Consider the following 25,758-nt stretch of genomic DNA (forward strand, 5'->3'; position numbering starts at 1 on the left):
GTCGACGACCTCGCCGCCGTGGTCTGCGGCGAACGCCGTCGCGGCCGTTCGGTCCGCGAAGGGGACGACCACCTCGCCTGCCGGGGAGCGCGCGTTCGAGCCGACCACGTACACCGCGTCGGTGGCCGGTGTCCACGCCGGGTTGTCAGTCGCCGCGAACAGCTCATCGTCGGTCGTCGTCGGGTCTGATCCGTCGAACGTCGACACGTATACGACGAGGGGGAAGCCGAACTGCCGGTCCGTTCGGTCGCGTTCGAGCGCCTCGATAAGCGTCCCGACCCCGTTGTATCCGACTACGTACTGGTACTGCGAGTAGAACACCTGTGCACGTGGGACCGTCGCATCACCGGCCATCTGAGCGTCCGTCTCCGCCGAGAGGCCGAGCTCGACGGTGTCGTCGTACGCGACCGGGTCCGGAGTCGCCGTCGTCGGGTCGGCGAGGAACGCGCCGGCCGTGACGACCGCCGCGAGGAGCACGACGGCGACCGCTAGCCATCCGACGAGCCGCGAACCCTCGTCGAACGGGTCGATCCGTGTCACGTGATACGTTGTGCAAGCACGCGTATAGACGGTTTGGTTTGTTCCTCGAACGCCGTACTGAACCGCTACGGTGGGTATTTCGGGCAGCGCGGTCGATCGAGCGTATGGACGAATCCGACGGTTCAGGGACGAACCGACGAACGGTGTTGACGGGCGTCTTCGCGGCCGGAAGCGTGGCGGTCGCCGGCTGCCTCGGCGGCGAGGACGGGGAGGCGATCGATCCGGTGTCGCTCGACGGGGAACGCTCGTGCGACCAGTGTGGAATGATCGTCGAGGACCACCCGGGGCCGGTCGGACAGATCCACTTCGCTGACGACGAGCCTGAGGGGGGCCGCCCGGCACAGTTCTGCAGTAGCACCTGTACGTACCGGTATCGGTTCGACGAGGTGGACGCGGACCGTGATCCGGTCGTGACGTTCCTCACCGACTACTCCCTCGTCGAACAGGAGGTGTTCGAGGAGGGGGAAGACGTGCTGTTCTCGTCGCACGTCGAGAGCGACGCGTTCGCTCGCACCGCGTCGTTGACCGTCGTTGCCGGCAGCGATGTCGCCGGAGCGATGGGCCCCGAGCTGATCCCGTTCTCCGCGGACGAGGACGTGGAATCGTTCCGTGAGTCGTACGGCGGGCAGGCGATCGACGCCGAGGACGTCGACCGCGAGGTCATCGAAGGCCTCTCGTAACCCCTCGACGGCGAAGTCGGATTGTCGCGCACTCCACTCTCCACTGACTTATGGAAGTTTCAAGGCTAAAACCCCGCCCTTTAGGGCGGGGATACAGCCGACAACTCCTACACAATCCACCGTCGATAGCAAGGCTGGATATTCCACGCCAATCGTCACTATTAAGAAAATAGCATCCATAACTGGTTATGAAGCCAGAAAATGAGTCGAACCATCCGAACCTTCGAGGCCACGATTACGAACCAGCAACAGGTTCGTGGCGACCTCGATCAGCTCGGATGGGCCGCCTCAAAACTCTGGAACGTCGGTCGCTACTATGCACAAGAACAGTGGGACGAAACGGGCGAGATTCCCGATGACGGGGAACTCAAAGCCGAACTCAAAGGCCACGAACGCTATACGGACTTGCATTCTCAATCCAGTCAGCGCGTTCTCGAAGAACTCGCTGAAGCGTTCAACGGCTGGTTCGGTAAGCGTCGGAACGGCGACAACCGTGCCCGACCGCCCGGCTACCGGAAACACGGAGACTCCCACCCGCGTTCAACCGTGTCGTTCAAAACGGCTGGCTTCAAGCACGACGCACAGTTCACCCGTGTCCGCCTCTCGAAAGGCCGCAACCTGAAAGAACACCGTTCGGACTTCATCCTCTGCGAGTACCAGACTCGCCCGGATGTTGACCTGACCGAGTGGGACATTCAGCAGGTTCGCGCCATTTACAAGCGCGACGAGTGGCGACTACAATTCGTCTGTCGCACCACCATCGACGCGGAACCGCCGGGAGACGAGGTGGCTGGTGTTGACCTCGGGATATGCAACTTTGCCGCCGTCTCCTTCGGCGGTGAATCCGTGTTGTATCCCGGTGGCGCACTCAAAGAGGACGAGTACTACTTCACAAAGAAGAAAGCAAAGTGCGACGATTCCTCGTCCCGTGAAGCCACTCGTCTCGACCGCAAGCGAACGGGTCGTCGGACGCACTTCTTGCACGCCCTCTCGAAAGTACTCGTGGAGGAGTGTGTCAAACGAGGCATCGGAACGATTGTCGTTGGCGATCTCGGCGGCATCCGAGAAGACGACGAGAACGGCGACCCTCGAAACTGGGGCGACCACGGCAATCTCGACTTGCATGGGTGGGCGTTCGACCGCTTCACAACGCTTCTGGACTACAAGGCGGAAGCCGAGGGTATCGACGTGGAGTTGGTGTCGGAACGGGATACATCGAAGTCGTGTTCGGCGTGCGGTCACACAGATGACAGCCAACGTGTCGAACGTGGTCTGTATGTCTGCGATGAGTGCGGTACAGTAGCGAACGCGGACGTGAATGGTGCTGAGAACATTCGACAAAAGGTACTCCCGAGTCTCGCCACGGATGGCGTTGACGAGACGCAAAGCGTCTCGTCCGCACACCAGAACGCTTCGCGTTCTGGGGACGACGATAGGGATAACGGCTGGTTGGCACAGCCAGCGGTTCACCTGTTCGACCGTAGAGAGGGCCGTTTCGCCCCACGAGAACAGGCTGTTAGCCGCGAACCGTAATATCCCAACGGCGGTCGGGAATCCTCGCCCTTCAGGGCGGGGAAGATGTCAAGCGCGTGGCGGCCGAGCTCCGTCGTATATGTGTGGACGCTATACGTTGTTCGCCGACGCGGCCGTGCTCGAGTCCCGATTCGGCGCGACGTTCGGCGAGCGGTACGAGCCCGGGTACAACCGCGCGCCAGGCGAACGGCTCCCGGTGATCGCGGACAGTACGCCGGGACGGGCGACGTGGATGGAGTGGGGGCTGACACCGTCTTGGGCGGACGAGTCGTTCGGGCTCATCAACGCCCGAGCCGAGACGGTACGCGAGAAGCGCAGCTTCGCCGAGGCGTTCGAGTCCCGACGGTGTCTGGTTCCGGCCGACGGGTTCTACGAGTGGGTCGACGAGGGCGGCCGGAAACGCCCGTACCGCGTCGCGTTCGCCGACGACCGGCCGTTCGCGATGGCGGGGCTGTACGAGCGGTGGCGGCCGCCGACGCCGGAGACGACACAGACGGGGCTCGGCGCGTTTGACGGCGGGGAGAACGATACTGGCGACGGGGCCGATCCGGACGGCGTGTCCGACGACGGTGTCGTCGAGACGTTCACCGTCGTGACGACGGAGCCGAACGAGCTGGTCGCCGACCTCCACCATCGAATGGCCGTCGTCCTCGCGCCCGAGGAGGAATCGACGTGGCTCCACGGCGAGCCGGCGGAAGCAGCGGCGCTGCTGGACCCGTATCCGGCGGCGGAGCTGCGGGCGTTTCCGGTGTCAACTCGGGTGAACGCCGCGGGTGCGGACGGTCCAGACCTGATCGAACCGGTCGCCGGGGAGTGACGAGCCGCGCGGCCGAGTCGGATCGATCGAGCCGACCCGGCCGGTGGACGGTTCAGCAGTTACCCACGCAAATCGAAGACACAAACGCGCGTTTGTGCCTTGCGTATTTTTACCGTGGTTCCGGTCCTCGGGCCGACCATGCACACGAGACGACTGCTACTCGTCGCGGCGGTGGTGGCGACGGTCCTGTTGGCGGGTTGTGCCGGCCTCGGCGACGCCGATGACGCACCCGGAGCGACGGTCGAGACGGAAGGCCCCTCCGGTGACGACGCCCTTGATGAGGTCGAAGTGGGAGACGGAACGGGGTTCAGCGGCGGCGAGGTGTACATGGACGCCTCGCTTGACGGAGAGACGAACGCGAGGGCGACTCTCGCGGCCGAGCAGCGTCTTATACGGACCGGCGAGCTGGCACTGACCGTCGACGACTACGGGTCGGCCGACGGTGAGGTTCGAGACGTCGTCACGTCGTACGACGGGTTCGTGAGCGAGGCGACACGGGAGACCCGCGAGCGCGACGACGAGGAGTACACCGTCGGCGAGCTCGTCGTCCGGGTGCCGAGCGACGACTTCGACGCGGCGATGGACGACCTAGAAGCGCTCGGCGAGGTCGAACGGGCGTCGACGGAGAGCCGAGACGTCGGCGAGGAGGTGGCGGACCTCGAGGCGCGGTTGGAGAACCGCGAGGCGGAGCGCGACCGCCTCCGTGACCTCTACGAGGACGCGAACACGACCGAAGACGTCCTCGCGGTCCAGTCGGAGCTCGCGGACACCCAAGAAGAGATCGAGCGGCTCGAAGCCCGTCTGGCGTCATTAGAGGAGCGCGTCGCCCTCGCGACGATCCGGATCCAGCTCGCGGAGGAGCCGCCCGAAGTGGACCCCGACGAGCCGGAAGCGTGGTACGACACCGGGGTGTCGGCCGCGTTCCTCGAATCGGTGAGCGGCGTGGGAACCGCACTCAGAGCGGCCGTCGTCGCCGCGGCGTATGCGGCCCCGTACGTGATCACCGCGGTCGTTCCACTGGGGGTGGTCGGGTTCGTGATCGCCCGGCGAGTGGATCGGTCGTCGCTCGGGTAGCTATTCGTGCTTGGTCGCGGCGGTTTCGACGTGGGTGACGGCCGCCGCCGGCGAGTCGACCGCTTCGATACCGTCTACGTCGTGTGTGTCGAGTCCGGCGACGACCCGGTCGTGTGCCAACGCGAGGCCGATCTCCGAGAGCGTCCCCCCTGACCCGTCGATCGCGATCACGACGTCACCGTTCAGTACGACGAGGGCGTTACGGGCGTGGCCGAGCCCGGTCGCGATCGGCGTGGTGACGTACGGGTTGGCGTCCTCGCGGCGCGCCGTCGGCAGGATCCCGATCGTTTCGCCCCCGGCCTCACGAGCGCCGCGACACACCGCTTCCATCACGCCGCCGAGTCCGCCACAGACGACCGTGTGTCCCCGATCTGCGAGGAGGCTTCCCAGCTCCGTTGCGACCGCCGCAGTGTCCGGCGGGACCGAACTCCCGCCGATGACGCTGACGCGCATACGACGGTTCGGGGCGAGACGTATATAAAGGATGTCGGCGGGCCCGTCCGTGTTGCTCCCGATCCCCTACCGCTTTCGGCCCGCCCAGCGCTTTCGGCCCGTCTAGCACCTTCGACCCGCCCAGCGCTTCCGGCCCGCCTAGCGCCTTCGACCCGCCCAGCGCTGTCCCCGTCCTGACTCGTACCTGACGAGCGAGCCGGACACGACGTGATGAGAGCGTTATTCAGGTGTGTGACGGGTTTTCGACGGCTGTAATCGGATCCGTTCGTTGGTGAAACACTTTTAAGTGCTCGGCGTCCACGGAGGATATGAGATACGATACCGTCGTCTTCGACAACGACGGTGTTCTCGTCGGCCGCACGCGCTTCGACGTGCTCCGGGAAGCGACCCGGGACGCGTTCGAGGAGTGTGGTGTCGACGACCCCGACCCCGACGACGTAGAGCGGATGACGATCGGCGCGACCCCCGGTAGCGTCGGTACCGTCTGTCAGACGTACGATCTCGACCCCGGCTCGTTCTGGCGCACCCGGGACGACGTCGTCTCGCGCGCCCAACAGCAGGAGGCACGTGAGGGACGGAAGACCCCGTACAACGACCTGGACACGCTCAAAGAGCTCGACGTAAAGATGGGGATCGTCTCCTCGAACCAGCAGGCGACGGTCGACTTTCTCGTCGAACATTTCGAGGGGTTCGAACAGTTCGGGGCCGCGTACGGGCGCGAACCGACGATCCACAGCCTCCAGCTGCGGAAACCGAACCCACACTACCTCGAACAGGCGCTCAGCGACCTCGACGCCGGATCGGCGCTGTTCGTCGGCGACAACGAGTCCGACATCAAGGCCGCCGAGAACGCCGGCGTCGACTCCGCGTTCATCCGCCGGCCGCACCGTCGTGACTGGGAGCTCAACGTCTGGCCGACCTGGGAGATCGACTCGCTAGACGACCTCTTCGACGTCTGTTCGACCTGACCGGTTCGGCGACGTCTCGATAGTTTCATCGCACGCGATGTCGCAGCGTGACCGATCGGTCGAGTCGCCCGATCCCGACACCTTAACGGCTGGGGGGAACAACCCCGCCGTAGTGACTGCCGACCCATCGTGGACCGACGTGTTCGGCCACGCGGAGCCGTATCCCGAACAGGCTGACGGGATCGACGCGGCCATCGGGGCCGCCAGCGACGGGGGCTTCCTCGCGCTGGAGGGCGCGTGTGGAACCGGCAAGACGATGCTCGCGCTGACGGCGGGTATCGACCGGGTCCGGGACCCCGACTCCGACTTCGAACGCGTGTTCGTACTCACGAGCGTCAAACAGCAGCTGCGACAGTTCGAGACGGACTTGGAAACGATCAACGCGAATCTCCCGGACGGGTACGAGCCGGTGTCCGGGCTCACGCTAGTGGGGAAAGCGGACGTCTGTCCGTACGCCCGAGAGAACCGTGGCGGGATCGACCGCAAGAACGTGTACGAGCGGTGTGAGGGGCTGCGCGAGCGGACACGGAACCTCACCGGGGAGGGTGGTAAAACGACCGCGGCGGCGCTCGCCGACGACGCGCGAAGCCAGCAGGTCGGGTTGCTGGATTCCGGATCGGCCTCGTCCGTTTCCGGTGGGAGCGATGCCGAGTACCTCACCGTCGACGGCGAGCCGACCCCGTACCGTCCCGACACCGAGGAGTTCGAAGGGACCGAGTTCTGTCCATTTTACGCGGGCTTTCTCGACGATCTCCCGGACGACGGCGGCGACCCGGCGGAGGCGGTTCCGTTCGATGTCACCGCGCTCGGCCACGTGGACACCGACGAGCTCGTGCGACTGGCTGCGGGCCACGGCTCCTGTCCGCACTCCGTCATGGGCGCACTCGTCCCGGAGGTCGAGGTCGTGATCGGGAACTACTACCACGCGTTCGACCCCGTCACTACGGGGACGTTCACCGGAGCGCTGCTCGACGACGCGACGTTCGTCGTGTGCGACGAGGCGCACATGCTCGAACCGCGCGTGCGCGACCTCGTCAGCGACGCGGTCGCCGACGCCAGCCTCCGGGACGCGGTCTCGGAGATAACCCGCGTCGTACAGCCGCTCTCCTTCGAAACGGAGGGTGCGGAGTCTGACGACGCGGAGCTGGTCCGTGGGGAGCTGGCCGACAGCGACGTGAGCCTCGCGGAGCTCGAAGCGGTCCGCGAGTTCTACGCGGACCTCCGGTCCGAGCTGGACCGCCGCGTGACCGCGCACCTCGACCGCGAGCACCACGACTGGCGGGCATCGATGCGCGAGCTCGAGGACGACGAGCTCCCGCTCCGTGACCCCGAGAAACCCGGGGAGGACGCGATCACGACGTGGGCGACCGAGGAAGGGTACGACGACCGGGTCTGGTCGCGGGCGCCCGCGGTCGGCGCGGTCGTCAAGCGCGTCCTCGACACGCTTGCCGACGAGGACAAGCGGCGGGCGGCTCCGGGTGTCGGACGGACGCTCAACGCGTGGTATCGTGAGGGACACGAGGAGTTCTTCCGAGCCATCGACCTCGAACGCACCGACGACGAGACCGCGCCGCCCGACTCCTGGCGGCGGGCGTACAACGCGAGCCTCGCCCTGTACAACTGTCTCCCGAGCGAACCGATCGGGGAGCGACTCGGCGAGTTCGGCGGCGGCGTCGTGATGAGCGCCACGCTCGAGCCGATGGACGTGTTCCGGGAGGTAACCGGGCTCGACCACCTCGCCGAACGCGGGCGGCCGGTCGTCGAGCGGACGTACGGACTGACGTTCCCGCCGGAGAACCGGGCGAGCTTCGCGGTCGACGCACCGAAGTTCACTCACGACAACCGCGGCGCGCCGGGTGAGCGGAACGAGACGCGGCTGGCCCACCTCGACGCGACGGCCGCGGTCGCCCGACTCGACGGGAACGTCCTCGTCGGCGCGCCGAACTACGCCGAGGCCTCGTGGCTGGCGAACGCGCTCGAAGCACGCCTCGACAAGCCGGTCCTCCTCGACGAATCGTCGGGTGACAGGGAGACGGAGTCGCTGAAGGCGGCGTTCTTCGCCGGCGAGGGCAAAGTGCTCGTGACGAGCCTCCGGGGAACGCTGACCGAAGGCGTCGACTACCGGGGCGATCGCCTCGCCGCGGCGGTCGTCTGTGGCGTCCCGATCATCAACACGGCTCGCCCGCGCACCCGCGCGGTCATCACCGCGTACGACCGACGGTTCGACTCCGGCTTCGAGACCGCACTCACCGTTCCGGCGGTTCGGAAGGCACGACAAGCCATCGGGCGGGTGATCCGTGGCCCGGACGAGCGGGGCGTTAGAGTCCTCCTCGACGCCCGCTACGCGCGCGAGTCGTGGAACGGCGTGCGGGGCTACCTCCCGGAGCACGAGCGCCAGGAGTTCCAACCGGTGAGCACTGACATGCTGTCGGTCGCGCTCGACCGGTTCGAGGCGAGGTGAGTGGCCGGCGATCGGGGCCGAAGCGCTGGCGATCGGTGAGTCGAGCCGACGCTCCAGAACCGCCGGGAAGGACGGCCATACCGCCGAGTAAGGAGATCGTAACTATCCGGGGTGGGGTAGTTCCCCCGAGTATGGAAACCGCAACGCAGGACGAACGGTATCACGTCGTTTGCCGGCGCTGTACCACCGAACGAGTGTTCGACGTCGGGGACGCGGCCGACGAGTTCGCGACCCGACACGGCGAGGAGACCGGTCACCCGATCGTCGTCGAGCGCGTGGATTAACTCCCGGAGATCCTGTCAGACGACGTTCGCGTCGATGTCCCGCGGGAAGTGTGTGAGCCACTCGATACCGTCCTCGGTGACGGCGATCGTGTCGGAGTGGCGATAGCCGTACTCCGCCGTGTAGATGCCCGGCTCGATCGTGTACACCTGACCGGGTGCCATCAGGGCGTCGTCTCCCTCGGCGACCTCCCCCCACCCTTCGTCGATGTACGGCGGCTCGTGGCCACCGAGCCCGATGTTGTGGCCGACGTGGTGTTGTGCGAGCTCCGTGATCCCTTGCTCCTCGAAGTAGTCGTTGACGACCTCGTCGACGTGGGCAACGGGGACGCCCGGACCGAGCGCGTCGATCGCGAGCGTCTGTGCCTCCAGCATGAGCTCGAAGTAGTGCGCCTGTTCGTCGCTGTAGTCGCCGACGAACATCGTCCGCTCCAGCTCGGAACGGTACCCGTCGACGTTCGCGCTCGCGCCGGTGATCAGGACGTCGCCCTCCGAGAGCCGCTCGTTTGGCGTGTGACCGTGAGGAAGCGCCGTCTCCTCGCCGGAGATGTACCCCGCATGAACGGGACCGTCGCCGCGCACACGGACGCTGTAGGTGTCGCCGAGGGTGTCGAGCATCGCGCGTGACGCCTCCATGGACGCACGCTGTGAGACCGTCGCTGGGTGCGCGCCGGGCTCGGAGAACTCCGCGAGGTAGCGGTGTCCGAGGTTGGCCCACTTCGCGGACTCGCGGATCAAGTCGATCTCGGCGTCGGATTTCTCCCAGCGCATCCGGTCGACCCACGACTGCGACTCCACGTCCAGGAACTCCGAGAGTGCGGGGCCCTGGTACCCCATCACGCCGGGAGCGCCATCGGCGTCGGCTGCGACGGCTCCGACATCGAGGCCCCGAAACATCCCGACGGCAACCTCGATCGGCTTCCCGCCGGGATAATCGGCGTAGTGGTGTACCCGGTCGATCCGCGGGTTGGGCTCGACCCGCTCGACCTCGAGGCGAGGAACGGTGATCTCGATCCGGCCGTCCGTTACCGCGAGCACGACCGGTCGTTCCGTCTGGATGTGATGGAACCCGGTGAGATACTCGATCGACGTCGCACCGAACCACGCGGCCGCGTCGGCATCGGTGTCCGCCAACCGGTCACGGATCGCGGCCAGCCGGTCGTCGAACTCGGTGTCAGGAACTCGTGTCGCCATACGAACGATCCGGCGAACCGTCGGATAAACGGTGGGGTAGCGGCGGATCGGTTGAGACAGCGAAAACGTGAACGGTTAGTTCTCCCGTCGAGCGAACGCGAGGTTGCCGGAGACGTTCTTGATGTACGCACGAACCGTCTCGCCCTCCTGTGCGCCGGGGACGAAAACGGTGTACTCGCCGCGCTCGGCGACGCCGTCACCTTTGCGACCGGTGCCGACGATCTCCAGTTCGTACGTCTTGCCCGACTCGATCGCCTCTTCTTGGCGCTGGGTGTTCGACGTCGTCTGTTTCGCGACTGGCCGGAACGCTCCACAAGCCTCACAACGGAGCATCGGGGTGCGGTTCTCGGTTTCGAGGCGCGTGTCCGGCAACCCACACTCCGAGCAGGTGACGTACGACTCGATGTACGAGTCGATCGCGGCTTGGAAGTCCCGTTCACGGAAGTTGCCGTTGTATCTGGCGCGTCCGTCCTCGTACTGCCCGGCAGTACCGAGCTCCTGTTGGATCTTCGAATGAACGTGTTCCGGGTCCCGTCCGAGCGCGTCCGCGATATCGGAGAGGTTCGTCAGTCGAGTGAACGCGCCGTCCTTCTGGTGTTCGGGGTCGGGGACCGTCAGCCGCTCGTCGGAGCCGCCGAGGTCCGGGACCGCGTCCATGGCGCGGTCGAGGCTCGATTCGTATTCCATGTTCGGATGAACGCCCGGCGGACGGAAATCGCTTCCGGGTTGGGCCGAGAGGCCGGGGGCTAAACGGGTTCAGGCGACCGTTCTCGCCGGCAGTTCGAGGAGAAGTAGCGGGAGGTAGATTTGAACTACCGATCTCCGGGTTATGAGCCCGGCGGAATCTCCTGGCTATCCCATCCCGCTACTGGAAACAAACCTCGGTAAACTGTTAAGGGTTCTGATCCCGCCGCCAGTGTGCGGTTACTTGCCGCACGGCGAACCCCGTTACGGCCCGGGGACGTCACGCCTCGGCGGCCGCGACGTATCGTTGCCGGATCCACACACAGACGAGACTCGCAAGACCGAACACGATCGGGAGGGCGAGGTCGGCAGCGGATCCGGAGAGCGCGGGGAACACGCTCATCCCGGCCATCAGCGCGAACAGGAACGCCAACAGCCCGGTTATCGGCACGACGTATCCGTCGCTGAACGTAACGCCGCCGGACGCGTCGGTCATCGTTCGGAGTTGCCGCCCGATCGGATAAAACCCCCGTACGGATCCGGCCGAGTTGCGCCGGTCGCAAACGCTTTTTATGTTTGATCGATAGTGATGAACGATGCGAAAGCCACTACTGGTGACGGATTTCTTGGACCGAGCTCGACGACACTACGCGGACGAGGAAGCGGTGCTCGCCACGGACGGCACCCGCTACACCTACGGGGAGCTCGGCGAGCGGGCCGATCGCTTCTCCGCTGCGTTACAGGCTCGCGGAGTCGAGAAGGGGGACCGTGTCGCGGTGTTAGACCCGAACACCCACTATCACCTCGAGGCCGCCTACGGGACGATGGGGATCGGCGCGATCCACACGCCGCTGAACTACAGACTGACACCGGACGACTTCTCATACATGCTTTCGGACGCGGGAGTCGATGCGATCTACGCCGACGCCGAGTACGCCGGGAAGGTTCAGGCAGTCCGCGAGGACGTCCCCACGACGACGTTCCTCACTGACGACCCGAGTGCCGTCGACGGCGACTGGGAGTCGATCGAGGACGCCCTCGCGGACGCCGACCCGAACGGCGTCGAACGCCCGGAGATGGAGGAGGACGACGTGATTACGATCAACTACACCTCCGGGACGACGGGGGATCCCAAAGGCGTCTGTCGGACCCACCGCGCGGAAACGCTCCACGCGTACCTGATAACGATCCACCAGGAGATCACCGACGACGACGTCTATCTCTGGACACTGCCGATGTTCCACGTCAACGGGTGGGGACACATCTACGCGATCACGGGGATGGGCGCGAGACACGTCTGTACCCGTGGCGTCGATGTCGACGAGGTCTTCGAGCGGATCCGCGGGGAAGACGTCTCGTACTTCTGTGCCGCGCCGACGGTGCTCAACATGCTCGGCGACCACTACGACGAGCACGGCGGTGCGACCGCGGGAGACAACGACGTCCGCGTCGCGACCGCCGGTGCCGCCCCGCCCGAAGCCACGATCCGGACGGTCGAGGAGACGTTCGGCTGGGACCTGAAGCACGTGTACGGTGCGACGGAAACGGGACCGCTCGTCACCACGTCGGACGCGAAGCGACACTTCGACGCGGACGCCGACGGCCGGTTCGCCGTCAAGAAGACGCAGGGGATCGGCTATCTCGGGACGGACGTGCGCGTCGTCGACGAGGACGGTGCGGACGTCCCCGCCGACGGCGAGACGATCGGGGAGATCGTCGTCCGCGGGAACCAGGTGATGGACCGGTACTGGAACAAGCCCGACGCGACTGAGGAGGCGTTCTCCGAGCGGCTCGACGGCTACTATCACATGGGCGATCTCGCCGTCGTCGACGGGAACGGGTTCGTCTCGATCCAGGACCGCAAGAAGGACATCATCATCTCCGGCGGTGAGAACATCTCGTCGATCGAACTGGAAGACACCCTGTTCGAGCACGACGTCGTCTCCGATGTCGCCGTCATCCCCGTCCCCGACGACCAGTGGGGGGAGACCCCGAAGGCGTTCGTCGTTCCCGAAAGCGGTGATCCGAACGACGCAGGCGCGACCGAAGAGGAGCTCCGCGAGTTCGTTCGCGAGCGTGTCGCGACGTACAAGACGCCCGGCGAGGTCGAGTTCGTCTCGGCGCTGCCGACGACCGCCACCGGCAAGATCCAGAAGTACGAACTCAGAGAACGCGAGTGGGACGAGGAGGACCGGATGGTCGGCGAGGGGTGATCGGGTCGGCCGACGGCGTGCCGACGATCGACGGCGGGGTCGTGCCCTGACGCCGCTCGCCGTCCGGGGTTCGCCGCCTTCCGCTCACTCCTTGCCGAGAAGGCTGTCGACGAGCGCCTCGGGGTCGAACCGAGTGATGTCGTCGTATCCCTGTCCGGTCCCCAAAAACAGGATCGGCTTGCCCGTGACGTACGCGATAGATATCGCCGCTCCGCCGGAGGAGTCGGCGTCCGCCTTCGTCAACACCGCGCCGTCGATCGCCGCGGCCTCGTTGAACTCCTTGGCGCGGTTGACGGCGTCCTGCCCGGCGACCGCCTCGTCGACGAACAACGTCATGTCGGGGTCGACGACGCGGTCGATCTTCTCGAGCTGTGCCATGAGGTCGTCGCTAGTGTGGAGGCGACCCGCGGTGTCGCCGAGCACGACATCGATGTCGTTGGCCTGTGCGTACTCGATCCCGTCGTAGATGACGGCCGCGGGGTCACCGCCCTGGTCGTGGGAGATCAGCTGCCGGTCGAGGCGGTCGGCGTGCTCGCCGATCTGTTCGTTCGCGCCGGCGCGGTACGTGTCCCCGTTCGCCAACACCGATGAATAGCCGCGCTCGGCGAGCCACTCCGAGAGCTTGGCGATCGTCGTCGTCTTCCCCACGCCGTTGACGCCGGTGAAGACGATCGTGACGGGTTTCTCCGCCTCGGCGATGCGCTCCTCGAAGTCGAACTGCCCGACCGCGATGACGTCGAGCAGGGCGTCGTGTAACGCCGCCTCGACGAGCTCGCCGGTCGTTTCGACCTGTTTTCGGGATTCACCGAGCATCGTCTCGCGGACGGTTTCGAGGATCCGCTCGGCGACGCTCATTTCCACGTCGCTTTCGAGCAGCGCCATCTCGAGGTCCCACAACGGGTCCTCCAAGTCCTCCTCCTCGATGATTATCCGGCCGGTCGCGAACGCCTTCGCGCGCTGGAAGGTGCTCGGCTCGGTCGAATCGTCCGGCTCGGACGAGTCGTCGCCGGTCTCTTCCACCGGTGACGCTGTCGCTTCGGTCCGGTCGCCGGACCCCGTGGAGACGTCACTCTCGGCCGGGTCGTCGACGTCCGCCTCCTCAGGAGCGTCCGCGTCGGCGTCGGTCGACTCCTCGACGTCCTCCCGGAAGCTGTTCAGCTTGTCTTTCAGTCCGTCGAACACGGTCGATTACCTCACTCGTCGTCGGCCTGGGCCTGCATCTGCTGCATCTGCTGTTGTTGCATCTGCTGTTGCATCTGCTGGGCCTGCTGTTCGAGCTCCTTGCTCTCGGATTCGAGCTCGTCGACCTCGTCCTGCGTCTCCTCGATGCGGTCGTCGAGCGCCTCCTGTTTGCGACGGAGGACGTCGATGGCGTCGTCCTGCTCTTGCTCGGCGGAGTAGTTGCCACCGAGCGAGACGACGATCTCGTCGATGTCCTGAACCTCGGCGCGGACGTACGCGCCGCCCCCGAGCGGGACCTGAACCGTGGCACCCGTATCGAGCGTCTCGATCGCCTCGACGGCGTCGTCGATGTCGGATTGCTCCTCGCGGTACTCCTCGATCTCGGCTTCGAGCGCCTCGATCTCCTCGTCGAGCGCTTGGAGCTCCTGGGAGAGCTGCTGGAGCTGCTGTTGTCCGCCACCCATCATGCCGCGGACACCTCCTCGATCTCGATCTGGGTGCGCTTTCGGTTGTGCTGGCTCCCCACGAGCGTGTATATCCGCTCGCGCGCGAGGTCTTCGTTCTCCGCTTCGACGTCCTTGGTGAACGGCTGGTCGCCGTCACGACTCTGGAACCGCCCACTCACCGTGTAGGTACTCATGTCCACGGATCCGGTAGGGACAGGGAAGTATCTTCCTAAAAGCGGAGAGCGACTCACGGGACGGGTCCCGACGTCGGGCGGCCCTAAGCGACGCGAAACGCCTGCCGGTAGTCAGGAGAGATCAGCCCGACTGAACCGGACGACTGCGACGGTCACGAGCGCCAGCGTGACCGCGAGGAGCACCGCACCTCCGGCCCAGTCGTACTCACCGGCGACGAGCACGGCGCTCGGGTCGTAGTGGGCGGTCGGACTCACGGCTCCGAGCCAGTCGTACTCCGACACCGACGCCAGCGACTCGAACATGAACAGCGCGAAGAGCGTTCCGAGCGATACCCGTTGGGCGATCCCGGGCCGGGAGGTGATGGTCGAGACGGCGACGCCGATCGCGACACACGAGAGGTGATACGGGACCGCGAGCGCGTGGACGACGACGAGCCGCTCGACCGCGATCGTCTCGCCGACGCCGATCACTCCCGCGTAGACGACCAAGGGAAGTACGAGGTTCAACAGGAAGACCAGCGGCCACAGGCCGAGGAACTTCCCGACGACGACGTCTCGGCGCGGGACGGGTCCCGAGAGCGTCAGGTCCATCCGGCCCGACGCCACGTCCCCGGCGATACTCTCGCCGCTCAAATACGCGAGGTACAGGCCCACGAGCAGGAGCCACGCGAACTGGTAGAACTCGACGGCGAGGAACCCCTCAATCGTCGAGATGGTGACGACCCCGAACGCCTCGCGGAACGCGGGCGGGAACGCGTCCACGTACGCGTCGAGATCGATGTCGGCGGCCGCGAGCGACGGGAAGAACGCGAGGAAGACGAGCAGGAACGCCGAAAGCAGCGCCGTCAGGACGCCAGCCCCCCTCGCGCGACCCGCCGCCTCGTACCGGGCGATCGCGAGCCACGGCGCGGACCGGTCGCTCACGATACACCTCCAGCGTCCGCACCGTCACCACGCTCCCCATCGTAAAACGTCATGAACGCCTCCTCCAGCGGGGCGTCGACGACCTCCAGATCGTGAACCGTGAACCGGCCCAGCAGGTCGACGAGCGCGTCGTACTCGCCGGTCCACGTGAACGAGACGGTCTCTCCCATTCGGAGGTTCATCACGCCGCGGATCTCGAACTCGGCGCGGGTGACGTCCTCGGCGACGCGAACCCGAACCTGCTTGCCGCCGCGCGAGCGAAGCGCATCGACGGACTCGACCGCGGCGAGTCGCCCGTCGCGGATCACGCCGACCCGGTCACAGAGCGCGGCGACCTCGCCGAGGACGTGTGAGGAGAGCATGACGCTCGCGCCCGCGTTCACCCGCTCGCGTACGAGCTCGTTGAACCGCTCCTGTAAGAGCGGGTCGAGCCCCGAGGTCGGCTCGTCGAGCAGCAGCAGCTCCGGGTCGTGCATGAACGCGGCGACGAGCGCCACCTTCTGTCGATTTCCCCGCGAGAGGTCGCCGATCCGGCGGGACTCGTCGAGTCCGAACCGCGCCACCAGATCGGCCCGGCGGACCTCGCCGCGGAGGTCGGCCTGATGGTCGAGGAACGCGCCGGCAGTTCGGTCCCGGTCAAGCCCCGGGTCGCCGGGCAGGTAGCCGATCCGTTCGCGAGCGCGTTGGAGGGCAGCCCCGTCGGTGATGTCGTGGCCGAGGAGCGATCCGCCGCCGTCCGTCGGCCGAAGGAATCCGAGCAACGTCCGGATCGCGGTCGTCTTCCCGGCCCCGTTCGGACCGAGGAACCCGAACACCTCGCCGTTCTCGACAGTAAAGGAGACGTCTTCGATCCCGCGGACCTCGCCGTAGTACTTCGTGAGATCGCGGCACTCGATCGCGGGCATACCGGCGACGACTCGGTCCAGTCGGTTAAAATGGTGGGAGGAGTGGAGGTGATCGAACCGACGAGTCAGTCGATGAACCCCAGCGTCTCCTCGATCCGGCCGAGCTCGGGGCCGGTGGTGTCCTCGCCCACGACGTACCCGTCGTCGTTCGCGACGAGTCCGGAGCCGACGAGGGGCGCGCCGTAGTTGATCGTCCCGAGGTCGGCGCGAACGTCTAGGGCCTCCTCGATCGCCTGAAGTTCGGCCTCGCGGGACTTGGGATGACAGAGGACGCCGGTGTCGTTGGCGACGGCCGCGGTCCCCACGGTCCTAACGTCGGCGAGGTCGCCGCGCTCGACGGGCACGGACAGCGTCTCCTTGATCGTCGTGATCGCCTCCCGCGGGAGGTCCGGGTGGACGTACGCGCCGTAGTCGTTGGCGAGGACGACGTTGCCGGCGGCGTTGATCCGCCCGGGGAGCGCGCGGACCTCACGGTCCGCGGCCGCGGCGATCCGCTCGCGCTCACGCTCGGTCGCTCGCTCGGAGACGAGCACGCCGTTCTCGTTGCCGGCGACGAGCGAGCCGACGGTGTTCGATCCGCCGACGGTAGTCGCAAGCACGTCCGCGTCGAGCTCGTCGCCGAGGGACGCGGCGAGGTCGTCGTCGACGTCCGGCCTGACGAGCAGAAGGTCGTCGACGACGCGGGCGAAGACCCCCACGTACGACGAGCCGGTGAAGGTCGCCCGTAACACGTTACTCGGCGTGCTCGGCTTCGACGACGGGCTCGCCGTCCTCGACGAACCGGGCCGCACGGACGCGGAGCTTGCTCGGCGGGTTCTGTCGCCCGTTCGCCCAGATCGCCTCGTTGATCGAGGCGTCGAGAACGACCTCCTCGCCGTCGACGGAGAAGTGTTTCGCGAGGTGCTCGCGGACGATCTTCACGGCGTAGTCGGCGCGCTGTTGGATCGGTTTCTCCTTGGCGTCACGGAGCGGGACGGTGACCACACGCTCCTCGAACTCACTGGTGCTCATTTATTCGTCCAGGTCGTTGCGCCGCCAGTTGCGCCGCTTGGGGTTTCGCGTGACGTTCATGTCGGTCTTCATCATGACCCACGCGGGGACGCGGGTGTTCTGGCGCTCCGCCTTCGCCAGACGCTTCTTTTTGGCCTTCGATTTGTCTCCCATAGTAGCACACAGTTCCCGCGGACCGCATAAAACCCCTTCCATACGAACCGGTCGGAGCGGGCCGGGGGGCCGCGTTCCCAGTCGCCTCCGTTCCGCTCATCGCCGCGGACCGGAGTCGTCGACTGCCGTGGGTAACGATCGTAGCCGCCGCGACTCACCACTCGCGCTCGGCGAGCTCGCGGTAGGTCTCGTAACACCGTTCGAGGACACCGATCGAGACGCTCTCCGTGTCGGTGTGCGCTTCGCCCGGCTCGGAGGGACCACACACCACAGCCGCCGTTCCGGCGGCCGACAACCATCCCGCGTCGGTCGCGTGCGGCTTCACGACGTGCTCGGGCGTGTCCAGTCCGCGGTCGGCGTGGACCGCTCGCGCCGCGTCGAGCGCCGCGTCCGCGAACGTCGCGTCCCGACACGCCATCGGCGGGAGGTCCTGATCGACGGTCCACTCGACGCCGGGAACCGCATCGGTCGCGCGGCTGATATCGGCGCGGTCCCTGGGGACCGTCCGCTCGTCGATCGTAACCGTACACCGGTCGGGGACCGCGTTCCAGGTCTCGCCGCCATGGAGCTTCGTCACGACGACGGAGCCCGTCACCGACTCGCCGAAGACGGTCGCCGTCGGCGCGTCGAGCTCCCTGACGGCCGCGACCGCGTCGCAGGCGCGGTACACCGCGTTCTCGCCCGCCTCCGGTTCGGAGGCGTGTGCCGCCGTCCCGGTCGCCACGAGCGTCGACGCCCGCCGTCCCTTGTGAGCGACGGCGACGTCAGTCACGCCCGGCTTCGAGTAGTCCGTCGACCCCTCGGCGACGAGCGCGTGGTTGGGGACGAACCCCGCGTCGATCGCGTGACGTGCTCCTTCCCCACCGACCTCCTCGCCGACGAACGAGGCGACCGCGAGCTCGCGGCCGGGCGGCGGGGTCGCGTCCCGAAACGCCAGCAAGCAGGCAGCGACGGCTCCCTTCATGTCCGCCGAACCCCGGCCGTGGATCCGGCCGTCACGCCGCTCGACGACGTACTCGCCGGCGGTCCCCTCGCCCGTCGTCTGTCGCTCCGCGGGGGGGACCACGTCGTGATGGCCCACGAGCGCGAGGGTGTCGACTGCGTCCGCCTCGTCGGGACCCCCGTCGCTGCCGTCGGGAGCCGTGTCGCCGTCGGGTCCTCGTTGATAAGCGATCACGTTCCCGACGGCGTCGCGCTCGACGGTCGCGTCGGTTTCTGCCCGGAGCCACGCCTCGATCGCGTCACCGGCGGCGGTCTCGTCCTCGTGGGAAGGGATCGCGACCAGCCGCTCGGTCAGCTCGGCGAGCTCGTTCGCTACTCCGGTCCTATCGACCGTCTCCGTCGCGCCGGCCGTCCCCGTCTCGTCCGTCTCCTCCATGCCGATCCCGTCCGTTCGAGGGTATATAAACCCGGTTCGGTGCGGGTCGTATTCCAACCCGGGCACCGGGGCGGATCACGTCGTGAACAGCTCGGTGTCGTCGGGCACCGCGAACAGTCCCATCCGGACCCCGGCATCGAGCCAGCCGTAGCCGTACGAGTACGACGCCAGCGCGTTCACGGGGTCGTCGTCCGCACGGAAGTGGCGGCCGTCCGCCAGATACGACTCCGCCATCTCCAAGACATCGGCGGCGGCTGTGCCGAGCGGCGTGTCCGTCGGTGGCCGGGGTTCGGCCGCCGCGATCGCGTCCGCGAGCATTCGCTCGTACCGGTCCGTCTTCTCCGCCAAGTCGGCGCTCATACGGGGACGTGTCCGGGCGTGAGTAAAACGTCGGCGGCGGAGCGGGGACGCGGTGGGGGAGAAGAGAGTATATAAGCCGGGACGACGGTCTCGGGAGGCGCTTATAACTCGTCCATGATCTCGCGGCGCTCCTCGTCGCTGAGCGAGGACCACGCTGCGATCTGTTCGAGCGTGCGCCCGCAGGCGGTACACTCGCCGCCTTCGAGCTCACAGACGTCGATACAGGGCGACTCCGTCACGCTGAGACTCCCCCGTCGTTCGCTCGATCCGCGTGCATGCCGTGAGGGTGTGGCGGAGCGAGAATAAACGTACGGGTCGGCCGTGATCCGATCGATGAGCCGAGGCGTCGACGAGGGGCGTGGGAGTGTCGCACCGACGAGATTCCGCGAGATCCGTACGCGGATCGCGTTTCTGATTTGGTCCTATCAGCACTTCGAGCGTCCCACGATCAACTGACGCCCAGACGTAATGTTCGGTGCCATCAGTCCCAATTTTCGCCTCATCGACGGCGATTTCTTGTCGATCCCGGCAGTCGGGCTCGAAGAGGTGATCCAGTCGATGAAAGCACTGTCTGTTCGCTTCATACGAACGATCAACAAACGGTTTGATTCGCCGGTACGAGAGGCCAGTATGGTCAAGAACGCCGCGAGGACACGCCGCTCCATCGACGTGTCCTCACGGGAAACTACTTCGTGCTGACGGGCCTTTTCGACCATATGGTCGAGTATTGTTCAACTCACCAAGTTACCCTTGCCCGGCCGCTTCCTTCACGCCAAGGTTGACGCTCTTTCTAGATCTCAGTTCAGTCGGTTTATTAGTAGGACCGGAAGATCATGAACCACGGTCGCTGGCGCTCCCTGATTCAAATCCCTCCTCAGCACACTGCTGCCGCTCTCGAACGTGCTCGCGACGGCAGAGAATGGGGCCGGAGGGATTTGAACCCCCGATCGACTGATATCTCCGGTACGCCTCGGAACTCCAGAGGGTCGTCAATACGACCGATGATCAGTCGGCCGCTCGGTATATCAGTCTGGAGTGTCGTCCCGGGCGTAGCCTCTGGAGTCAGTCGCCATGCCTGGCTTGGCCACAGCCCCGCGTGATCTTGCGATCAAGTGTTGCCGAAACACGGATAAAGGGGTTTCGATCCGGGACGATCCGCGGCCCGCTCACCGGCACGTCGACGAGCCTTGGATCGACGGCGCGTCCCTACCGATCGTCGTCCGCCCAATCACACTCTTGGCACTTGTATCCGGTCACGAACTCGGTGACGCTCGGCATGTAGCCGACGCTGATGACGTCGCCGCCACAATCGGGGCAGTCCCGGTCGGCGTCCGCGATATCCTCCGTCTCCAACACGGGCTCCCCTTCGACGAGCTCGGCAAGCTTGGCCGGCGTCACCATTCGACCTTGCACGACGCGGTTCGACATACCCGCTGTAGACGACGGAACTACCTAAATCCCGTCACCCGTGCCGGCCGCGGCGCAGTCGGAACACGAGGAGAAAACCCGCGACGATCCCCGGTTACAGCCACGGCGCGCGGGAGTCGTCCTCGACGAACGGATCCGTGGAGTCGTCACCGCCGGCGTCCGGCTCGTCGTCCGTGGACGCCACCGCGGGCTCGTCTTCGGCCGCCGTCACCGCTACATCGTCGTCGACGATACGGCCGGTGACCTCCGGCGCGTCGAGCGGCGTCTTCCGCGGGGTGGACGGGGCGTCCGGCGTGTCGCCCACGTCGACCTCGTCCGACGCGCTGTCGGCCGGGCCGTCACCGCGGGACCCCCCTTCGTCCGGGGTGTCGGGGTCGTCGTCGTCCGTATCGGAGCCGGTGTCGGAGGCGATCCCGGCCGCCTCGGGGTCATATGCGAACAGCGCCGTGACGCCGAGCACCGCCAGCGCGACTGGGACTTCCGTCTGCATCAGGTCGAACGGCCGCAACAGGATCGGGAGCGCGAGCACGCCGAGCGCGACCGCGGAGCCGAACCGGAAGCGGTCGATGTCGACCCGACCGCGCAGGTGTGGGGCGAGCAGCGCAACGGCGAGCGCGAAGGCGACGCCGATCGCCGCGGCCGCGGTGCCGTTAACGACGTATTCGGTCGAGGTTTCGATCGCGAATCCGCTCGGGGTCACGCTCGCGATCAGGCCGAGGCCGATGATGACTCCTGGGCTCGGCAGATACTCGCCGAACTCCGCGCTCGCCGTCTTCGCCGCGATAGCGAGGATCACGAGCCCCGCGAACCGCTCGAAGATATCGAGGTTCAAGAACCCCTCGAGCGTCGGGGCGAGCGCCGCCTGGACCGCGGCGACCGGGATAATGACTGCGCCGATGAGCAACACCGACGCCGCCATCTGCTTCCGGGATCCCTCCATCTCGGCGAGGATGACGGCCATGGTGGCCGAACCGCCGAAGATGAGGATCCCTGTCTCGATCACGCCGGTCGGCGTCGCCAACACCCCTGCGACGACGAGCGCCGCGAATATCCCGTCGATCAGCGGGAGCGCCATCACGGTAGCGAGCAGCTTCGTCGCGCCGCCGACCCGCTGTTCCAACCGCAGCGCGACGGGGTGACGTGAGACGCTCATTCAGGGACGTTGCCCGTGACCGACGGGGGCGCGGTAGGAAACAGGCGACTCACGATAGCCGAGGGACCGGCATACTGAGTCGGATCCGAAACGGGTCCGACGAGTCCATGTAAACGGTTTGCGCATATTGCCGGCTGTAAAGCGGGCGCCGAGCTCGAGGTTCGGCTGACCGGCGATGCGGACGTTCACGGGACTGTCGGAGTCCATACTTCATATATCAGTTTCGCTTGGGTTAAAGTTTGTGTGAGGGTTGTCCGCACGACACAGCAGTTCAGTAACCAGATTATATAAATACTGCCGTCGATCTCGGAGTATATCCGGACTTACATCGATGATCCATCGCTTTTGTGGCCGGAGCGCGTCATGCGGATCGATTCCCGTGGACCGCTCTGCTCGATCCGTTCGATATCGATCCACGAGAATGTATAACTAAGCGAACTGATTGATAATTAGGTGCACGTCCATGGCGACTCGCAACGTTTTTGATTGCCCCGTGACGACGGTTTATATGGCGACAGACTCCGATCCGTTTTCCTCGAAACTCGACGTGCCGGAAGCGCTGACCTTCGACGACGTGCTGCTGCGACCGAAGGAGAGCCGCGTCGAACCGGACGACGCTGATCTCTCCTCGCGGGTGTCACGGAACGTCGAGCTCACCGTTCCCGTGCTCTCGGCGGCGATGGACACCGTCACCGAGAGCGACCTCGCCATCGCGATGGCGCGCGAGGGTGGTCTCGGCGTTCTCCACCGGAACATGACCGTCGAGGAGACGGCTGCGGAGGTCGAACGCGTCAAACGAGCCCACGAGCTCGTCATCCGCCGCGAGAACGTCGTCACCGTCTCCCCGGACGACACGGTCCGGGAAGCCGATCGGCTGATGGAACGCGAGGGCGTCTCCGGGGCCCCGGTCGTCGACGACGGCGACGCCGTCCTCGGGATCATCTCGGGGACCGACATCCGTCCGTATCTGGAGGTTGGCGAGGAGGACGCGGTTCGCGAGGCGATGACGGACGAGGTGATCACCGCGCCCGAGTCGGTCAACGCCCGCGAGGCGCTCGAACTCATGTACGATCACAAGATCGAGCGCGTCCCGGTGGTCGCCGACGGGAACCGCCTCGTCGGGCTGGTGACGATGCAGGGCGTGCTCCAGCGCCGAGAGCACGAGGACGCCGCTCGCGACGAGGACGGCCGACTGCTCGCCGGCGTCGCAGTCGGTCCCTTCGAGGAGGAGCGGGCGGTCGCCGCCGACGAGGCCGGGGTAGACGTCCTGTTCATCGACTGTGCACACGCACACAACCTCAACGTCCTCGACTCCGCGAGGGCGATAAAAGGGACCGTCGACGCCGACGTCGTCGTCGGCAACGTCGGGACGCGGGAGGCGGCCGAGGCCGCCGTCGACTTCGCGGATGGGCTGAAAGTGGGTATCGGACCCGGCTCGATCTGTACCACACGGGTCGTCAGCGGCGCCGGGATGCCACAGATCACGGCCGTTTCGGAGGTCGCGGACGTCGCCGCCGATCACGACGTTCCAGTCATCGCCGACGGCGGGATCCGCTACTCCGGCGACGCGATCAAGGCGATCGCCGCGGGCGCGGACGCAGTGATGCTCGGGTCGTACTTCGCGGGGACCGAGGAGGCTCCCGGTCGCGTCATCACGATGCAAGGAAAGAAGTACAAACAGTACCGCGGGATGGGCTCCGTCGGGGCGATGAAATCCGGCGGCGGCGACCGGTACCTGAAAGACGATGACGACGACGAGGAGTTCGTCCCGGAAGGGGTCGAGGCGGCGACTCCGTACAAGGGGACGCTCGCGTCGGAGCTCCACCAGCTGACCGGCGGGATGCGCTCCGGGATGGGGTACGTCGGAGCGGACACGATCTCCGATGTCCACGAGCGTGCGGAGTTCGTCCGCGTCTCCTCTGCGGGCCAGACAGAGGGCCATCCCCACGACGTGATGATCACCGACGAGGCACCGAACTACAGCCCGAGCGAGTGATCGGGCGCCGAGCCCCTCGGTAAGGGATCGGGAGCTCGACTGGCACCTCGATCATGGCGGAGATCCGCTACGGTACACGGCTTCCGACCGCGACCGAAGAGGTATTTTAATATAGCACGCGGGGATACGAAACGTGTGAGCGATACTCGTCGCTCGGGTGACCCATGAGTGAACAACCGACCGTCCTCGTGGTGGAGGACGAACCCGATCTGGCCGACCTGTACGCCGCGTGGCTGGGCGACGACTATCAGGTCTACACCGCATACGGCGGCCAGGAAGCCCTCGAAACTCTCGACGACTTGGACGACGAAGTCGGCGCTATTCTCCTCGATAGACGGATGCCGGGGCTCTCGGGCGACGAGGTTCTCGCGGCGGTCCGCGAGCGCGGTATCGACTGCCGTGTCGCGATGGTGACGGCCGTCGAACCCGACTTCGACATCCTCGCGATGGGGTTCGACGACTACCTCGTCAAACCCGTCAGCAGCGACACCCTCCGTGACACCGTCGCGGGACTCCTCCGCCGCGGCGAGTACGACTCGGGCGTACAGGAGCTGTTCTCGTTGACCTCGAAGAAGGCGATGCTCGAGGCTGAAAAGAGCGCGAGCGAGCTCGCCGACAACGAGGAGTATCAGGAACTCTCGACGCGGATCGAGCGGCTCCGTTCGGATGTCGACGAGTCGCTTCACGCGGTCACGGAAGACGACGACGACTTCGAGGAACTGTTCCGGGAGTTCGACGCCGACGAGTAAGCGTTTCTCGCCTACCTCGGGCACGCGACGACTGACAACCCCCGATCACAGGCGTTGCCCGACCCACAGACTCTCCTCGACGCCCGGACACTATTTAAATACGGTCGCGCCGAACTCACGGTCGAATGCGTGTCTCCGATCTGCCGCTTCCAGGGCCGTTTGTCGACCACGTCGCCGAGGCGGGGATCCGCGAGCTCTACCCGCCCCAGGCGGCTGCCGTCGACGCCGGTATCTGCCGCGGTGCGAACGTCGTCGCCGCGATCCCGACCGCCTCGGGAAAGACGTTCATCGCCGAGTTGGCCCTGATGACGGCCGACGGGCCGGGGCTCTACGTCTGTCCGCTCCGGGCGCTCGCCCGCGAGAAGTACGAGACGTTCGCGGCACTACCGGGCGTCGACGCCGCCATCTCCACCGGGGACTTCGACGCGACCGGCGAGGAGCTGGCCGGACACGACGTGGTCGTCGCCACGAGCGAAAAGGTGGACTCCGCGATCCGGAACGGCGCGACGTGGGTGGACGACCTCGCCTGTGTCGTCGTCGACGAGGTCCATCTTCTCGACGCGGAACGACGGGGACCGACTCTCGAGGTCACACTCGCGACGCTCAGACGTCGGATATCCGACCTTCAAGTGGTCGCGCTCTCCGCGACCGTCGACAACCCGGAGGAGATCGCCGACTGGCTGGACGCGACGCTCGTCGAGTCGGAGTGGCGACCGGTCGACCTCCGCACCGGCGTCTGTGTCGGGGGCCATGTCGTCTTCGACGACGGGACGGAGCGGGACGTACCGGTCGACGCGAACGGCCGCGATGTGGACGACCCGAGCCAGGATCAGGGACCCGACGACACCGCGGTCACGGCAGCATTGGTGGCCGACACGGTCGCGGACGGCGGGCAGTGTCTGGCGTTCGTCCGGTCCCGAGCGGAGGCCGCCGCGCTCGCGGAGCACCTCGCGGACGCAGGGCTGGCCGAGGCGATGGGGA

30 protein-coding genes and 2 tRNA genes are annotated in these 25,758 nt (G+C 66.3%); 11 read left to right on the top strand and 21 right to left on the bottom strand.

Annotated elements, in window-relative coordinates; translation table 11 throughout:
- On the bottom strand, positions 1-540 hold a 540-nt coding region (locus ACFQEU_RS01830), incomplete at its 3' end, for a nitrous oxide reductase accessory protein NosL (protein ID WP_379778641.1).
- 104 nt (positions 541-644) lie between these two features.
- Here ACFQEU_RS01830 and ACFQEU_RS01835 point away from each other — a divergent pair.
- From ACFQEU_RS01835 to ACFQEU_RS01850, 4 genes are all read left to right on the top strand, one after another.
- Positions 645-1,220, top strand: coding sequence for a nitrous oxide reductase accessory protein NosL (locus ACFQEU_RS01835; protein WP_379778643.1), 576 nt, complete (start codon positions 645-647; stop codon positions 1,218-1,220).
- Between the two features lie 201 nt (positions 1,221-1,421).
- The gene (locus tag ACFQEU_RS01840; protein WP_379778645.1) at positions 1,422-2,753 is read left to right on the top strand and encodes an RNA-guided endonuclease InsQ/TnpB family protein; all 1,332 of its coding nucleotides are present in this window, start codon (positions 1,422-1,424) and stop codon (positions 2,751-2,753) included.
- Between the two features lie 79 nt (positions 2,754-2,832).
- A complete protein-coding gene (locus ACFQEU_RS01845; protein ID WP_379778647.1) occupies positions 2,833-3,570 on the top strand; it encodes an SOS response-associated peptidase in 738 nt (245 codons plus the stop codon).
- 138 nt (positions 3,571-3,708) lie between these two features.
- Entirely contained in the window at positions 3,709-4,644 is a 936-nt protein-coding gene (locus ACFQEU_RS01850) for a DUF4349 domain-containing protein (protein ID WP_379778649.1), read from the top strand.
- Here the strand turns inward: ACFQEU_RS01850 and ACFQEU_RS01855 are convergent, their stop codons facing one another.
- Positions 4,645-5,121, bottom strand: coding sequence for a TIGR00725 family protein (locus tag ACFQEU_RS01855; RefSeq protein ID WP_465261111.1), 477 nt, complete (start codon positions 5,119-5,121; stop codon positions 4,645-4,647).
- 284 nt (positions 5,122-5,405) lie between these two features.
- Here ACFQEU_RS01855 and ACFQEU_RS01860 point away from each other — a divergent pair, with 284 nt between their 5' ends.
- From ACFQEU_RS01860 to ACFQEU_RS01870, 3 genes are all read left to right on the top strand, one after another.
- Positions 5,406-6,065, top strand: coding sequence for an HAD family hydrolase (locus ACFQEU_RS01860; RefSeq protein WP_379778652.1), 660 nt, complete (start codon positions 5,406-5,408; stop codon positions 6,063-6,065).
- Positions 6,066-6,177: 112 nt separating this feature from the next.
- Entirely contained in the window at positions 6,178-8,526 is a 2,349-nt protein-coding gene (locus ACFQEU_RS01865) for an ATP-dependent DNA helicase (RefSeq protein ID WP_379778654.1), read from the top strand.
- Positions 8,527-8,657: 131 nt separating this feature from the next.
- Positions 8,658-8,810, top strand: coding sequence for a hypothetical protein (locus ACFQEU_RS01870; RefSeq protein WP_379778655.1), 153 nt, complete (start codon positions 8,658-8,660; stop codon positions 8,808-8,810).
- Positions 8,811-8,825: 15 nt separating this feature from the next.
- Here the strand turns inward: ACFQEU_RS01870 and ACFQEU_RS01875 are convergent, their stop codons facing one another.
- The 4 genes from ACFQEU_RS01875 to ACFQEU_RS01890 all read right to left on the bottom strand — a co-directional run bounded on the left by ACFQEU_RS01875 (position 8,826) and on the right by ACFQEU_RS01890 (position 11,181).
- Positions 8,826-10,001, bottom strand: coding sequence for a M24 family metallopeptidase (locus ACFQEU_RS01875; protein ID WP_379778657.1), 1,176 nt, complete (start codon positions 9,999-10,001; stop codon positions 8,826-8,828).
- A 75-nt stretch (positions 10,002-10,076) separates the two neighbouring features.
- On the bottom strand, positions 10,077-10,688 hold the full coding sequence (locus tag ACFQEU_RS01880; protein ID WP_379778659.1) for a translation initiation factor IF-2 subunit beta: 612 nt from the start codon (positions 10,686-10,688) through the stop codon (positions 10,077-10,079).
- A gap of 105 nt (positions 10,689-10,793) precedes the next feature.
- Positions 10,794-10,868: transfer RNA gene (locus ACFQEU_RS01885), tRNA-Met, on the bottom strand.
- A gap of 97 nt (positions 10,869-10,965) precedes the next feature.
- Positions 10,966-11,181 carry a hypothetical protein gene (locus tag ACFQEU_RS01890; RefSeq protein WP_379778661.1) on the bottom strand — a complete coding sequence of 72 codons (216 nt, stop codon included), beginning with the start codon at positions 11,179-11,181 and terminating at the stop codon, positions 10,966-10,968.
- A gap of 100 nt (positions 11,182-11,281) precedes the next feature.
- On the opposite strand from ACFQEU_RS01890, the gene ACFQEU_RS01895 reads away from it, so the two are divergent.
- On the top strand, positions 11,282-12,898 hold the full coding sequence (locus ACFQEU_RS01895) for a long-chain-fatty-acid--CoA ligase (protein WP_379778663.1): 1,617 nt from the start codon (positions 11,282-11,284) through the stop codon (positions 12,896-12,898).
- 84 nt (positions 12,899-12,982) lie between these two features.
- Here the strand turns inward: ACFQEU_RS01895 and ftsY are convergent, their stop codons facing one another.
- The 15 genes from ftsY to ACFQEU_RS18225 all read right to left on the bottom strand — a co-directional run bounded on the left by ftsY (position 12,983) and on the right by ACFQEU_RS18225 (position 22,239).
- On the bottom strand, positions 12,983-14,080 hold the full coding sequence (gene ftsY, locus ACFQEU_RS01900) for a signal recognition particle-docking protein FtsY (protein WP_379778665.1): 1,098 nt from the start codon (positions 14,078-14,080) through the stop codon (positions 12,983-12,985).
- Between the two features lie 11 nt (positions 14,081-14,091).
- On the bottom strand, positions 14,092-14,544 hold the full coding sequence (pfdA, locus tag ACFQEU_RS01905) for a prefoldin subunit alpha (protein WP_379778693.1): 453 nt from the start codon (positions 14,542-14,544) through the stop codon (positions 14,092-14,094).
- Positions 14,544-14,720 carry a 50S ribosomal protein L18Ae gene (rpl18a, locus tag ACFQEU_RS01910; protein WP_379778667.1) on the bottom strand — a complete coding sequence of 59 codons (177 nt, stop codon included), beginning with the start codon at positions 14,718-14,720 and terminating at the stop codon, positions 14,544-14,546. Before rpl18a ends, pfdA begins: the two co-directional genes overlap by 1 nt.
- A gap of 111 nt (positions 14,721-14,831) precedes the next feature.
- Positions 14,832-15,644: an ABC transporter permease subunit gene (locus ACFQEU_RS01915; protein WP_379778669.1), complete on the bottom strand. Its 813-nt coding sequence runs from the start codon at positions 15,642-15,644 to the stop codon at positions 14,832-14,834.
- On the bottom strand, positions 15,641-16,549 hold the full coding sequence (locus tag ACFQEU_RS01920) for an ABC transporter ATP-binding protein (protein ID WP_379778671.1): 909 nt from the start codon (positions 16,547-16,549) through the stop codon (positions 15,641-15,643). Before ACFQEU_RS01920 ends, ACFQEU_RS01915 begins: the two co-directional genes overlap by 4 nt.
- Before the next feature lie 65 nt (positions 16,550-16,614).
- A complete protein-coding gene (locus tag ACFQEU_RS01925; RefSeq protein WP_379778673.1) occupies positions 16,615-17,280 on the bottom strand; it encodes a translation initiation factor IF-6 in 666 nt (221 codons plus the stop codon).
- A 1-nt stretch (position 17,281) separates the two neighbouring features.
- Positions 17,282-17,560, bottom strand: a complete 279-nt coding sequence (locus tag ACFQEU_RS01930) for a 50S ribosomal protein L31e (RefSeq protein ID WP_379778675.1) — start codon at positions 17,558-17,560, stop codon at positions 17,282-17,284.
- Positions 17,561-17,713: a 50S ribosomal protein L39e gene (locus ACFQEU_RS01935; protein WP_023498294.1), complete on the bottom strand. Its 153-nt coding sequence runs from the start codon at positions 17,711-17,713 to the stop codon at positions 17,561-17,563.
- Between the two features lie 154 nt (positions 17,714-17,867).
- Complete coding sequence (locus tag ACFQEU_RS01940; protein ID WP_379778677.1) at positions 17,868-19,091, bottom strand: M20 family metallopeptidase; 1,224 nt, start codon at positions 19,089-19,091, stop codon at positions 17,868-17,870.
- Positions 19,092-19,166: 75 nt separating this feature from the next.
- Positions 19,167-19,451, bottom strand: coding sequence for a DUF357 domain-containing protein (locus tag ACFQEU_RS01945; protein WP_379778679.1), 285 nt, complete (start codon positions 19,449-19,451; stop codon positions 19,167-19,169).
- A gap of 101 nt (positions 19,452-19,552) precedes the next feature.
- Positions 19,553-19,690, bottom strand: a complete 138-nt coding sequence (locus ACFQEU_RS01950; protein ID WP_379778681.1) for a DUF1289 domain-containing protein — start codon at positions 19,688-19,690, stop codon at positions 19,553-19,555.
- 681 nt (positions 19,691-20,371) lie between these two features.
- A tRNA-Trp gene (locus ACFQEU_RS01955) sits at positions 20,372-20,545 on the bottom strand.
- 112 nt (positions 20,546-20,657) lie between these two features.
- Positions 20,658-20,879 (bottom strand): DUF5795 family protein, encoded by a 222-nt coding sequence (locus tag ACFQEU_RS01960; RefSeq protein WP_379778683.1) that lies wholly within the window; start codon positions 20,877-20,879, stop codon positions 20,658-20,660.
- A 94-nt stretch (positions 20,880-20,973) separates the two neighbouring features.
- Positions 20,974-22,032, bottom strand: a complete 1,059-nt coding sequence (locus ACFQEU_RS01965) for a DUF5794 domain-containing protein (protein WP_379778685.1) — start codon at positions 22,030-22,032, stop codon at positions 20,974-20,976.
- Positions 22,033-22,239, bottom strand: a complete 207-nt coding sequence (locus ACFQEU_RS18225; RefSeq protein ID WP_464383939.1) for a DUF8099 family protein — start codon at positions 22,237-22,239, stop codon at positions 22,033-22,035.
- Positions 22,240-22,540: 301 nt separating this feature from the next.
- Here ACFQEU_RS18225 and guaB point away from each other — a divergent pair, with 301 nt between their 5' ends.
- The 3 genes from guaB to ACFQEU_RS01980 form a co-directional block, all read left to right on the top strand.
- Positions 22,541-24,028 (top strand): IMP dehydrogenase, encoded by a 1,488-nt coding sequence (gene guaB / locus ACFQEU_RS01970; protein WP_379778687.1) that lies wholly within the window; start codon positions 22,541-22,543, stop codon positions 24,026-24,028.
- A gap of 164 nt (positions 24,029-24,192) precedes the next feature.
- A complete protein-coding gene (locus ACFQEU_RS01975) occupies positions 24,193-24,777 on the top strand; it encodes a HalX domain-containing protein (protein ID WP_379778689.1) in 585 nt (194 codons plus the stop codon).
- 125 nt (positions 24,778-24,902) lie between these two features.
- Positions 24,903-25,758 (top strand): DEAD/DEAH box helicase (locus ACFQEU_RS01980; RefSeq protein ID WP_379778691.1); only part of this gene is annotated, 856 nt, incomplete at its 3' end.

It is taken from the genome of Halorubrum tibetense, from assembly GCF_042661865.1.
GTDB classification, from domain to species: Archaea; Halobacteriota; Halobacteria; order Halobacteriales; family Haloferacaceae; genus Halorubrum; species Halorubrum tibetense.